The organism is Psychrobacter sp. S1-30-MNA-CIBAN-0213, assembly GCF_040309845.1.
In the GTDB taxonomy this organism is placed as follows: Bacteria; Pseudomonadota; Gammaproteobacteria; order Pseudomonadales; family Moraxellaceae; genus Psychrobacter.
The window spans coordinates 20,629-33,071 of the sequence record NZ_JBEOPE010000012.1; the positions used below are offsets into that span (position 1 = coordinate 20,629).

Below are 12,443 nucleotides of genomic sequence, written 5' to 3' on the forward strand. Positions count from 1 at the left end.
GGTTTATGCAAAAGATATTTCGGGTGATGATCATCATTGCGATGCTAATCACCGCTTATCTGCTGATTTTGGCATGGCGAGATGATTATGCTGATGCACCAGCTGTAGACACTGCGCCAGAAGCTGCAACGTCAGTAGGTGCTGACATTCCATCTACTACCGGTGCAGCAGGTGATATTCCAGTGCAGACATCACCTGTCGATACTGGTGCTGTGACTACGACACCTGCTAAAAATTCAGGTCTAATCACGGTAACGACTGATCGCTATGACATCAAAATCAATCCAGAAGGCGGCGACATCGTCTATGCTGCTCTTAAGCAGTATGACGCTACGCTCGATAGCGATGAGCCTTTCGTATTGTTAGAGAATAACAGCAATCGTGTTTACGTCGCTCAATCTGGTCTAATTGGTCAAGATGGTATTGATACAGCAGAAGGCCGTGCTAATTACAGCCATACTGCTAGCAATTATGCGATGAACGAAGGGCAAAAAACGTTGTCAGTACCGCTAACTTATAAAAAAGATGGCGTGACAATTACCAAGACTTTTACCTTCACCCAAGATAAATATCCTATTGATATTAGTTATCAGATCCAAAACGCTTCTGCGAATGCTTGGCAAGGTCAAATGTTTGCACAGTTAAAACGCGACGATAGTAAAGATCCTGGTATGTCTGATAAAGGTGCGCTGAGCATGGCGACCTATTTGGGCGGCGCTTGGGGTACACCTGACGATCCCTATAATAAGCTGAAGTTTGGCAAGTTTAGCGATGGTGAGTTGACTACTACCAGTGACAAAGGTTGGGTTGGAATAGTGCAGCATTATTTTGTATCTGCATGGACCCCTGAAAACTTTACAGGTAAATTCTTTAGTCGTGAAACTGGTAGTGATTATTTTATTGGCTTTAATAGTCAGCCTGTCAATGTTGCGCCTAACAAGCAAGTAACGTTAAATGCAACATTATATGCAGGACCAAAAGTACAGTCTGAGCTTAAAGACGTAGCTGTAGGTCTGAACAAGACCGTTGATTATGGACTATTATGGCCAATATCAAAAATCTTATTCGCCATACTTGATGGTATCCACAAAATCATTGGTAACTGGGGTTGGTCAATTATTGTTCTGACTATCTTGGTTAAATTTGCCTTAATGTGGTTCTCTAATAAGAGCTACTATTCGATGGCAAAGATGCGAGCTATTGCACCGAGATTGGCGGCGCTTAAAGAAGAGCATGGCGACGATAGAATGAAAATGTCGCAAGAAATGATGGGCATTTATAAAGAAGAAAAAGTCAATCCAATGGCAGGTTGTTTGCCAATATTGATGCAGATGCCGATTTTCTTAGCGTTATATTGGGTATTGGTCGAAAGTGTTGAGCTGCGTCATGCGCCATGGATCTTGTGGATTCAGGATTTATCAGCGATGGATCCGTGGTTTATATTGCCACTACTGATGGGTGCTTCAATGTTTGTACAGCAGCAGCTAAACCCGCAGCCAGCTGATCCAATGCAAGCGAAAGTCATGAAGTTTTTACCGATTATCTTTACCGCTTTCATGCTGTTCTTCCCAGCAGGTCTAGTGTTGTACTGGACGGTGAACAACTTATTTAGTATGACGCATCAATACATTGTAAACAAAAAAGTAGAAGAAGAGCAAAAACAACGTACTGTTAAAGTTCTTGATTGATAGCTAATTAATACATGTAAATAATAAGGACCATCGCGCAAGCGGTGGTTTTTTTATACGTGACAATCTTATATCGCATTCAATTGACACTGAATAAAAAAGAGTAAAACAACATCAGAATATTGCTATTTAAAGTTTGCTTTGTCAGTCTGTCTTCAGCCGTCTATAATGGAGTTTTTAGTTAATGAGAGTAATTGTGGATTCCTTAGAGTTGGCATTAGCCGTACCTGATTCATCTAGAAAGTCTAACTCATCTGGATTGGCCACGATTGCCGCCATCGCCACACCGCTTGGACGTGGTGGTGTGGGCGTTATACGTCTGTCAGGTGCGCGTGCTTATGATATTGCCTGTGTGCTAACTGGTAAGTCTGCTTTTACGCCACGTATGGCCAGTTTTTGCCGTTTTTATCAAGCTGATGGCACGGTCATTGATGAAGGGTTAATACTGTACTTTAAAGGTCCGCATTCATTCACAGGTGAAGATGTGATTGAGCTGCAAGGGCATGGTGGCATGATTTTGCAAAACCAGTTGCTAGCGCGAGTATTTGAGCTAGGCGCAAAACAAGCCAGTGCAGGCGAGTTCTCTTATCGTGCTTTTGATAATGATAAATTGGATTTGGTGCAAGCAGAAGCTATCGCAGATGCTATTGACGCGACCAGTGCCGCTGCTGCTAGTAGTGCCATTCGTTCACTCAGTGGTGAATTTTCACAAAAGATTAATCAGCTATTAGAGCAACTTATTCATCTGCGTTTGCACGTTGAAGCTGCCATTGATTTCCCTGATGAAGAGGACGTAGACTTCTTATCTGACGGCGTCATACAAAATAAACTTGAGCAAACACAAGACAAGATACAGCAAGTGTTGGCGACGGCAAAACAAGGTCAGTTATTACGTGACGGTATTCATGTGGTCTTAGCGGGCAGACCAAACGCAGGCAAATCAAGCTTGCTCAATCGTCTGGCCGGACAAGAGCGCGCTATCGTCACTGATGTAGCAGGTACGACTCGTGATACGCTGCAAGAGACCGTCGTGCTTAATGGTCTAACACTGCATCTCACCGATACGGCAGGTCTACGTGACACAGAAGATACCGTAGAGCGTATAGGTATTGAGCGTGCGCGTACTGCCATTACACAGGCTGATATGCTGTTGATGGTCTACGACGTTACTCGTGATCTTGAAGAAGAGAGTACACCATTACAGCTTGCAGAACAGCTATTTGGTGAGCTACCAGAGGCCAAACGCTTATTGATTATTGCTAATAAAAGTGATTTATTAAACGATACTAATAGTGAAAAAACAATCTCTGTGTCGCAAAATGAAGTAAAAGACCGAGGTTATGAACAAGTCAATGTTTCATGTGAAACAGGCGCTGGCATCGATACGCTAGTTGAAGTATTGTGTGCTAAGGTAGGCTTTCATCCACCAGAAAACAGCCTCATTGCCCGTACACGGCACTTAGATGCGCTGAGGCGGACGGCTGATTATTTAGCAGAGGCGCACGAACAGCTAACTATTTTTCAAGCAGGTGAGCTCGTTGCTGAAAGCTTACGTCAAGCTCAGCACAGTTTGGGTGAGATCACTGGTGAATTTAGTGCTGATGACCTATTGGGTAAAATATTTGGCAGTTTTTGTATTGGTAAGTGATTAGCAGATGTATTTATTTTTGACTACTCTATATAAAATGTTAAATTTTTAACGTTTTGGTTTGATGAATAAAGGCTCTTGCTCTTAATATTAAAATAAGGAAAACGCTATGCACTGCCCGTATTGTAACGCGTCAGAGACCAAAGTTATCGACTCGCGTCTTGCTGCGGAAGGTGCGCAAGTGCGCCGTCGCCGTTCCTGTAGTAGCTGTCAAGAGCGGTTTACGACCTTTGAGATGGTAGAAGTCGTGATGCCAAGAATTATCAAATCAAGTGGCAAGATTGAGCCCTATGATAATGAGAAACTGCGTCGCTCCATCTTATTACCCTTACAGAAGCGCCCCATCACAATTGATGAGCAAGAGGCAATGATTAGCCGTATTGAGAAGCGGGTCAGACAGATGGGTGAGCGAGAGATTAGTAGTAAGGTCTTGGGCGAGATTATTATGAGTGAGCTTAAAACATTAGATGATGTTGCTTATGTGCGCTTTGCCAGTGTCTATCGTGATTTTCAAGATATCGATGCGTTTCATCAAGAGATTGCCAACATCCGTCCTAATGAAAAATAAGCTATAGTCGATACCAAATAAAATCAATACGTTGTAATGTGATGCGCAACTGGTATAAATTTTTCTTGCTTGCTGTGTCTACGCTGACAGAGGCTGCAAAAAATTTATACCAGTCTCGCTGTATCGTTTTTATAGCGAATTTACTATAACTTGCTTCAATTTTCTCTTATAAATTAAGTCTACCTCTATGTCGATTCCAAATCACGCTCAAGATGCGCAAGACTGCTACTTTATGATGCTCGCTATTGAGCAAGCTAAGCAAGGTTTATATACCACTAGGCCTAATCCAGCCGTAGGCTGTGTCATCGTTCAAGCAGAGACGATAGTTGGTCAAGGATTCCATCCCAAAGCTGGTGAGCCCCATGCGGAAGTATTTGCGCTCAAAGATGCTGGTGCGCAGGCAATAGGAGCAACCGCTTATGTGACTTTAGAGCCTTGTAGTCATACAGGGCGTACGCCACCATGCGCTTTGGGTCTTATTAAGGCTGGTGTAAAACGTGTCGTGATTGCCGGTCTTGATCCTAATCCACAAGTTGCTGGACGCGGTGTGAGACTTTTAGAGCAGGCCGGCATTGCAGTCACGGTTGGTGTACTAACAGAGCAAGCAGAGGCATTGAACCGTGGGTTTTTAAAGGCGATGCGTACCCAAATGCCTTATGTACGTCTCAAAATCGCCACTAGCCTTGACGGTCGTACAGCGATGGCGTCTGGGGAGTCGAAATGGATTACTTCGACAGCGGCTCGTGAGGATGTACAAAAGCTACGTGCGCAAAGTGGCGCAATCATTACAGGCAGTGAGACCGTTATTGCTGACAATCCACAGCTTAACGTGCGCTCTACTCAATTAAGTGTGCCTGCTGAGCAAGTTCCGGCTCCAAAGATAGTGATACTCGATAGACGCCAGCGCTTAGAATACAGTCTACAGTCTGATTATCAGTTATGCCGCCAAGCAGATACGCTTTATTGGCGTGAAGATAACTTAACGGCATTACTTAAAAATTTAGTCAGTGAGCATCAATGCTATGACGTATTGGTAGAAGCGGGCGCTAGCGTCGCTGGTAGCTTTTTAAGCCAACAATTGGTAGATGAGTTAATTGTCTATCAAGCACCTTGTTTATTAGGAGCGCAAGCACGACCGATGGTCGATTTCAATCCCTTAACTTTAGCTCAGCAGCTACGGTTTGATATTCATAGACATGAACAACTAACTCCTGATCTTAAACTGACCTTGCACCCTCTATAACTTGTTATTTATAAACAGCTTATCCACAATCTGTGCTAAATATGTACTAAGTGTGGATAAGTAGCTGGTTTTACATTGGGTTTCACATGAAACTGTGTATAACTTTGTTTCACATGAAACTAATAGATCGAAATTTTTATTGAAAAATAAATAAAAGTACATATTAATCAATGGCTTGGGTTTATAGTTCAACAAATTCCTAATTTTGGTCAAAGTTTGGTTTTCTGTGGATAACTTGACGGAAACAAAGGTTTTTAATGTGCCCTAGGTTGATTTATGGTTACTTATCCACAACTTATCCCCTAGTGAGCTTAAAATGAGATCGTGTTTCACTAAAAATCTAGTTCAGACAAATGCTATCAATAAATCAAAATACGTTGTCGATAACGGCAATATAATAATGAGATGAGGTCTATATGTTTACCGGAATTATAGAAAGTGTTGGAAAGGTTAAATCCATGCAGCCTACGGGCGGTGACATACGTTTGACGATAGAGTCTGATGATTTAGATTTTGGTGATGTAAAGTTAGGGGATTCTATTTCTTCAAACGGTATTTGTTTGACAGTCGTAGAGTTTGGTAGTAATCATTATTCTGTTGATGTCTCACGTGAAACGATTGCTCGTACAGCGCTTGAAGAGCTAAAAGCAGGTCATATTGTCAACTTAGAAAAGGCGATGCTCCCAACGACTCGTTTTGGGGGACATATCGTTGCCGGTCACGTTGACGGAGTAGGGGTGGTCAGTAAGCTACAACAAGATGCGCGTTCTATCTATATCGAAATTGAGATACCACAAGAATTGGCTCACTATACGGCGACTAAAGGCTCTATCACGGTTGATGGTATTAGCCTGACGACCAACCTTGTACGTGACAACATTGTCTCTTTAAATATCATTCCTCATACCGCGCAAGTGACCAATATCGCTAAGCACTGGCTGGTTGGCAGCAAAGTTAATATCGAAGTGGATATCGTTGCGCGCTACTTAGAACGTTTAATAAACAAGTCGCAAACTAGTGGCATGAATGCGCCAAGTCCGCAAAGCCAGATTACAGAAGCTTTTTTAGCGGATAATGGCTTTATGAAATAACAAATATTTTGTTAAATACTAGGGCGTGTCCTCATTAAAAGTTCGTTCATTCAGATTGAGGACTCGCCCTAAGACAGTTATCAGAGCTATTGAAAATAACGAAAGCAGAATGAAGTGATAGTCGATAATAAGTGATAGATAGCTTATTCGGTTGTCATTAGGCTTTGCAAAACCGTCTGCAATTTATCTTTGTTGATAGGTTTGGCCAAAAAATCATCCATTCCCGCCAAGCGACAGGCCTCACGATCATCTTCTGTATTATTGGCAGTTAATGCGACGATAGGAATATTATCTCCTTGTGATCGTATGATTTGGGTAGCTTGCAAGCCATCCATAACTGGCATACGGCAATCCATAAGAATTAGGGCAATTTGTTGTCTCTGAACATCAAGTTGCTCTAAGGCTTGTCGGCCATTATCTGCAACCAAACAAGAATAGCCTAATTTGTCCAATAGCTTACAAGTAATCTTTTGATTGGTCGAGTTATCATCGACAACTAAAACCAAAGGAGCTGTAGATGCTTCCTTAGTATTAATCTCTACAGTGAATTCCTTCTTACTCTCAAAATCGTCAATAGTATCTTTATTTTTCTGAGTAATGGTTGCTGGCTGTGCTAAACGTATTAGCTCAGATAGTAACAATGCAATATCTAAAGGTTTATTCAAAAATCCGTCAAATTTGTCCAATAACGAAGAAGTAATACTGCGTTCGGGCTTCATGCTCAATAAGAGTTTTGGTAAGGAAGTATTATTCAGTAAGTCGTTAATAATATTGCTTTTTTTATTATCATTGGGTTTCGCTGGGCTACCTGTTTTTGAGCTTTCAGTAGCCACTGGAAGATGAGCTGGTAAAAGGCTGTGAGTCTCATAATATTCATAATCTAGTAGCAATACTGGTTTTAGTATTTGTGCTTCCTTTTCTAGCTGCTCATATAACTGTTGGGCAGCAGCACTGTCTAAATTGGTATAGATACTGACAGGCAACGATAGATGTGAGCACACCTGCTGTAGAAATGTTGCGCAAATCTCTTGTTCAACTACAGCAATGAGGCGAATATGGGTTAGGCTGCTGTGGAAATGATATATCGGCTGATAAGTTGGCGTATGACAAGGTAAGTACAGAGAGAAGTTACTGCCTATGCCAAGCTCACTATCTAGTTGAATAAAGCCACCTAATAACTGTGCGAAGCTATTGGAGATAGCAAGACCGAGTCCTGTACCACCAAATTTTTGGCTAATTTGCTTATTTGCTTGATTGAAGTATGAAAAAAGTCTGTGCTGCTCAGAATCTGCAATGCCAATACCTGTGTCTTTGACGCTAAAACGCATCCATTGATGGTTATCCCCAGTATTAACGACCGTATTAGGTAGGCGGTTATCAGATGCTAAGTTTTGGTTACGTGCAGCACTGGTTAAGGTGCGCTTACTGTTAAGACTAGTGATAAAACACATCTGCTCATAAGTAATGGGTTCAACAATTAACGCCACATAACCTGCTGGGGTGAATTTGATCGCATTATCTAGTAAGTTAAGCAGAATTTGGCGTAGGCGGTTGCCATCAGTGCTGACATAGCGCGGACAGTCAGGGGCAAAGAAGTACAATAAATTAATGCCTTGCCTGCGCGCGCTACCGACCATCAAATCACTAATATGTTGCCCAAGTTTAAAAATATCAGTAGGCTCATTGACGATATCAGCCTTACCTGCTTTTATTTTTGCCATGTCGAGCATATCGTTCAGCATCGCTAGCATTGACTGACTAGACTGACTCAACATGGATAGCACTTCTTGCTGACCTGGCGTTAAGCGATTCGCCTCTATCAACTCTAACGTACCAATAATTGCGTTTAGCGGGGTACGTAATTCATGACCAATAATAGATCTAAGTTTAGCAAATTCTTTTATTTGTAATTGCGCTTGCTGGTTTTGAAGCTGTAGGTCATCTGCTTGTTTAACGAGCTTATCGACGTTATTGAGTAATACGGTAAAGCCATGAACTTGTCCGTGTGCCCCAAACCATGGAGTGATATGTAACTGATAAGCTTGTTTATCTTCTAAGCCATAAACTAACAGATTACGAGTAACGCGTAGAGTAGATAGTTTCTGTAATAGTTGTTGGGTCGCTTTATCACTGCCAGTCAAAAAATCCGTTAAGCTATAATTAGAGTCACGCTGGAAAGCGGTAGTAAAAACTTGTTCAAAGCGTTGATTAAAAAAACTTATGTGACCTTGGCGCATGACCATAAGCATTGGCAAAGGTGCTTGATTAACCAAATGTTCCAAACGCTGGCTAAGCGTTTTGATGCGTCGATGATGATCGTGTAGCTGATAGCTGACTCGGCTTAGAGAATGACCTAAGCGCAAGAATTCGGGGGTGGTTTTTTCCTTTACAAACGGTGGCGGTAAATAGGCTTCCTTAGATGACATCGTCAGGCTTTCTGTATACTGTACTAACTGGTCCCAATTAGTCCGGCGTTTGAGCATATAAAGTAGTGCTAGACTAAACAACATAATTGCTGTCATCAAAGGCAACCAAAATCGGTAAGATATCCAATTTATATCAAGAGGTTGGTGGCGCAATACTACATATATCTGATGACCACTTTCAACCTTAATCTTACCTGTCAGCGTATCATTATTTATCTGATATGAGCTGGTGGCAGTCTTAGATGTAGTCGTAAGTGTAGGAAAAGTGATATTAGAAAATTTTTGTTCAAAAGGCTGAGTGTGACGATAGACGTATGTCTGCCCAGAAGGCATCATGAGAATTAGCTGATAACTGATATCCTGAAAAAAAGGTTTGGTAAGTATTTTTTCGATATCAGCCTCTGTCGGTACGGCATGATCAGTCGTTTCATGTTTCAGCGCCGTAAAAACAACTTGGCTATGTTCTTGGCTTTGGGTTTTGAGTGCCGAAAACATCATGGCATAGTATAAGACCAGCATTATCAGCAGCGTCAAGATGTAAAAGAAAAGCAGACGTTTTAATGACTGAAACTGTTGCATGGGGATATTATCCTATACCTGCGCGACAAGGTAGTGCGATGGTAAGCTAAAATAATCTACTCTAATAATTGGATGGTACGTTTTAACCGCTAGTTTTCACCTATAATTCTTGAATTTTATTGTTAAATTTTTTTAGATTATTGTGATAAGCAGTAATATAGATTACTTATAGTAACAAATTTACTACCAGCGCGGTTATGGTAATCGTACTAATTTAGCAGCTTAGCGAACTTTTAGGTCAGGAAAAAGAAGTTTATCTAGTCAAATATTTAAACATAATGTGATAAGTATGGGTTAATAGTTAGTTTTGATAAACTTATGTCGATATAGAATAAATCAGTAATATAGATTGCAAATATAACCCAAAATAGACTGCTATGGTCTTGAACCACAATCATAGCACTACACTGTAAACTCACCTATAATGTAACGACTACTAATCTAATATGTAATATGGGTGTTATGACCACAATTAACTCTGCTTCTGAAAGTATTGTACGACCCAATCGCTTGCGCATAGTGTTTGCAGGCACGCCGGAATTTGCCGCTTCTAGTCTTGAGTCATTAATTGCTCAGCAAGAGCAGCTTAATATAGATGTGGTCGCGGTATATACGCAGCCTGATCGGAAAGCGGGACGTGGCCAAAAGCTGGCTGCGTCTGCGGTCAAGCAAGTAGCGCTCACTCATGACATTCCTGTTGAACAGCCTGCTACCTTCAAAAAATCCAGTGGAGAAGGTATGGCCGCAAGGCAAACGTTATCAAGCTATCAGCCTGACGTGATGATTGTTGCAGCATATGGTCTTATTTTGCCCATTGGTGTGTTGACCACACCTACCTATGGTTGTCTAAATATTCATGCCTCACTACTGCCACGTTGGCGCGGTGCTGCACCTATCCATCGCGCGCTATTAGCAGGAGATTCTGAGACCGGCATTACCATCATGCAGATGGATAAGGGGCTGGATACCGGCGATATGCTCCATAAAGTAAGCTGTACTATCGCTGATAATGATACGGCGGCAAGCTTACATGATAAATTAGCCGACTTAGGGGCAACTGCTATAAGCACTGTCCTACAAGATTTGCCAAGCTACCAAGCAAAAGCAATTGCCCAAGATGACAATCAAGCCAATTACGCTGAAAAGCTGGTAAAAACTGAGGGTGAAATTGATTGGACGCAGTCTGCTAGCGTTATTGAGCGTCAAATTCGTGGTTTAACACCGTGGCCAGGTGCTTATACTTTTTTAGATGGTGCACGTGTAAAGATATTAGAAAGCTTAGCAGTTAATCCGTCGCAGCAAACGACAGAGCCAGCAGGCAAAGTTATTAGTGTTGGACGTAAAGCCATTTTAATAGCCTGTGGTAACAATCAGCAAGCCGACGATAAAGAACAACCTGCTAGCACGCTCGCCATAACCAAATTACAGTTTGCTGGTAGCAAACCCGTTACCGCTGAGCAAGTCTGTCATGGCAATCAGCTTGATGATGGTGACCAGTTTACGACTGATTCGAAATAATTCAATTAAGCTTAATGTACTTTAATTATAAGCAATCCCACTTGCACAAGACGCTATCGATCATGCGTCAAGGAAATCAAATTTAATGAGACAAACCAGCACTGCGCCAAGAAATAATAAGCTCAAACGTTCAAGCAATCTCATTATGAATGGCAGCGTACGCGTACGAGTAATTCGCACCTTACTGGCTATTCAAAATGGTCAGTCGCTCTCAAGCGTTCTTGACCCATTGTTAAACAGTTTGCATGATGGCGATAAAGGCTTTGCACACGCCCTATTGCTAACCACTCTACGTCAATGGCATGCACTTGCACGATTGCTCGATAGCTTGGCAGATAATCCTATCGATGAGATTGAGGTGCGCACCACCATTCAAGTGGGCCTAGTACAACTACTATACTTAGAAGTCGCTGACCATGCGGCCATTCATGAAACGGTCGAAGCGGCGAAAGAAATCGAGTTTGCGCATGCGACAGGTCTTATCAATGCCATCTTACGTAAAGTAGCTAAGAACCCAAGCAAGTTCCGTAAGAAGTGCGACAAAAAGCATAGTCTACCGAATTGGCTCGCCTATCAGCTTAAGCAAGACTGGAGCGAGCAGTATGATGAGCTGACCCAAGGTTTACGCCAAGCTGCGCCGATGTTTTTACGGGTAAACTCAGGAATTAGTTCAGTAGAGGATTACCAGCAAGCATTGGATGGGGCAGAGATAGAAGCGGATTTGGTTGAGCTAACCAGTGGTTTTAACTTAACGAGTTCGTCAGATACAGCCACGCTTACAACATTATCAACCAAAGGTCTTAGGTTACATCAAAGCACTGCAGTGAACGCTTTGCCTCATTTCGCTGAAGGTGCTGCCAGCGTACAAGATATGCATGCTCAACTTGCTGCGCCACTCATTCATACCGCTTTAATGAATAAAGTTAGTGCTGATAAGTCTAATACCGACATTGATTCAGACGCTGATAATAACCAGCTACACATTTTAGATGCTTGCGCTGCACCCGGTGGTAAAATGGCTCATTGGTTAGAACTATTGAGCTCAGATGAGTCGTCGTTGTTTCACGTGAAACAAGAGGATGTTGAAACGTCACCTGTGATTAATAACATCAAGGTAACGGCTATCGATAATGAAGCACCGCGTATCGAGCGTATTTATGAAAACTTACAGCGCCTAAATTTAACACAGCAAGACTTAGAGCAAGCTGAAAAAAACATCGCGCTCAATATTGTTTGTGCGGACGCCACGACATGGCAAGGGGCTGGTAAGAAAAAGAGCAAGCTCGTATTTGACGCTATATTACTAGACTCACCTTGTACAGCTACTGGGGTGATTCGTCGTCATCCTGATATCAGTATCTTGCGTACGGAAGAAGACGTCGAGCAAACCGCACTGTTACAAGCGGATATCTTGCATAATCTGTGGCCACAACTTAAAGTCGGTGGCTATCTATTATATGTGACTTGCTCTATCTTAAAGCAAGAAAACGTCGAACAAATGCAAGAGTTCCTCACTCACTATAACAATGCGACTGCCATTGAGTTTACCGAGGATTGCAACTGGGGCATCGCGCAAGCTATCGGTCGTCAGTGCTTACCGATTGATAATATGGGTGGCGATGGTTTTTATTATGCTTTGCTGCAAAAGACGGCTCAATAAAATACAATATTATAGAACCTCA

Annotated in this window: 8 protein-coding genes; 7 read left to right on the forward strand and 1 reads right to left on the reverse strand. The window is 42.1% G+C overall.

Annotation, left to right across the window (positions count from 1 at the left end; all coding sequences use genetic code 11):
• Positions 1-5 precede the first annotated feature (5 nt).
• The 5 genes from yidC to AAEY87_RS11095 all read left to right on the forward strand — a co-directional run bounded on the left by yidC (position 6) and on the right by AAEY87_RS11095 (position 6,238).
• Positions 6-1,688 carry a membrane protein insertase YidC gene (gene yidC / locus AAEY87_RS11075; RefSeq protein ID WP_350657212.1) on the forward strand — a complete coding sequence of 561 codons (1,683 nt, stop codon included), beginning with the start codon at positions 6-8 and terminating at the stop codon, positions 1,686-1,688.
• 184 nt (positions 1,689-1,872) lie between these two features.
• Positions 1,873-3,336, forward strand: a complete 1,464-nt coding sequence (mnmE, locus tag AAEY87_RS11080; protein WP_350657213.1) for a tRNA uridine-5-carboxymethylaminomethyl(34) synthesis GTPase MnmE — start codon at positions 1,873-1,875, stop codon at positions 3,334-3,336.
• A 109-nt stretch (positions 3,337-3,445) separates the two neighbouring features.
• Positions 3,446-3,904 (forward strand): transcriptional regulator NrdR, encoded by a 459-nt coding sequence (gene nrdR / locus AAEY87_RS11085; RefSeq protein ID WP_350657214.1) that lies wholly within the window; start codon positions 3,446-3,448, stop codon positions 3,902-3,904.
• Between the two features lie 187 nt (positions 3,905-4,091).
• Positions 4,092-5,147 carry a bifunctional diaminohydroxyphosphoribosylaminopyrimidine deaminase/5-amino-6-(5-phosphoribosylamino)uracil reductase RibD gene (gene ribD, locus AAEY87_RS11090; protein ID WP_350657215.1) on the forward strand — a complete coding sequence of 352 codons (1,056 nt, stop codon included), beginning with the start codon at positions 4,092-4,094 and terminating at the stop codon, positions 5,145-5,147.
• A gap of 416 nt (positions 5,148-5,563) precedes the next feature.
• A complete protein-coding gene (locus AAEY87_RS11095) occupies positions 5,564-6,238 on the forward strand; it encodes a riboflavin synthase (protein WP_350657216.1) in 675 nt (224 codons plus the stop codon).
• 143 nt (positions 6,239-6,381) lie between these two features.
• On the opposite strand, the gene AAEY87_RS11100 is transcribed toward AAEY87_RS11095, so the two are convergent.
• Positions 6,382-9,243: a response regulator gene (locus AAEY87_RS11100; RefSeq protein ID WP_350657217.1), complete on the reverse strand. Its 2,862-nt coding sequence runs from the start codon at positions 9,241-9,243 to the stop codon at positions 6,382-6,384.
• 462 nt (positions 9,244-9,705) lie between these two features.
• Here AAEY87_RS11100 and fmt point away from each other — a divergent pair, with 462 nt between their 5' ends.
• Positions 9,706-10,761 carry a methionyl-tRNA formyltransferase gene (fmt, locus tag AAEY87_RS11105; protein ID WP_350657218.1) on the forward strand — a complete coding sequence of 352 codons (1,056 nt, stop codon included), beginning with the start codon at positions 9,706-9,708 and terminating at the stop codon, positions 10,759-10,761.
• Positions 10,762-10,846: 85 nt separating this feature from the next.
• Entirely contained in the window at positions 10,847-12,421 is a 1,575-nt protein-coding gene (locus AAEY87_RS11110) for a transcription antitermination factor NusB (RefSeq protein WP_350657219.1), read from the forward strand.
• The last annotated feature ends 22 nt before the right edge of the window (positions 12,422-12,443 follow it).

What these genes read in the sequence shown, in the direction of transcription:
- AAEY87_RS11095 (WP_350657216.1), top strand. Translation starts at nt 5,564, where the DNA reads ATGTTTACCGGAATTATAGAAAGTGTTGGAAAGGTTAAATCCATGCAG.
- AAEY87_RS11100 (WP_350657217.1), bottom strand. Translation starts at nt 9,243, where the DNA reads ATGCAACAGTTTCAGTCATTAAAACGTCTGCTTTTCTTTTACATCTTG.
- yidC (WP_350657212.1), top strand. Translation starts at nt 6, where the DNA reads ATGCAAAAGATATTTCGGGTGATGATCATCATTGCGATGCTAATCACC.
- ribD (WP_350657215.1), top strand. Translation starts at nt 4,092, where the DNA reads ATGTCGATTCCAAATCACGCTCAAGATGCGCAAGACTGCTACTTTATG.
- fmt (WP_350657218.1), top strand. Translation starts at nt 9,706, where the DNA reads ATGACCACAATTAACTCTGCTTCTGAAAGTATTGTACGACCCAATCGC.
- AAEY87_RS11110 (WP_350657219.1), top strand. Translation starts at nt 10,847, where the DNA reads ATGAGACAAACCAGCACTGCGCCAAGAAATAATAAGCTCAAACGTTCA.
- nrdR (WP_350657214.1), top strand. Translation starts at nt 3,446, where the DNA reads ATGCACTGCCCGTATTGTAACGCGTCAGAGACCAAAGTTATCGACTCG.
- mnmE (WP_350657213.1), top strand. Translation starts at nt 1,873, where the DNA reads ATGAGAGTAATTGTGGATTCCTTAGAGTTGGCATTAGCCGTACCTGAT.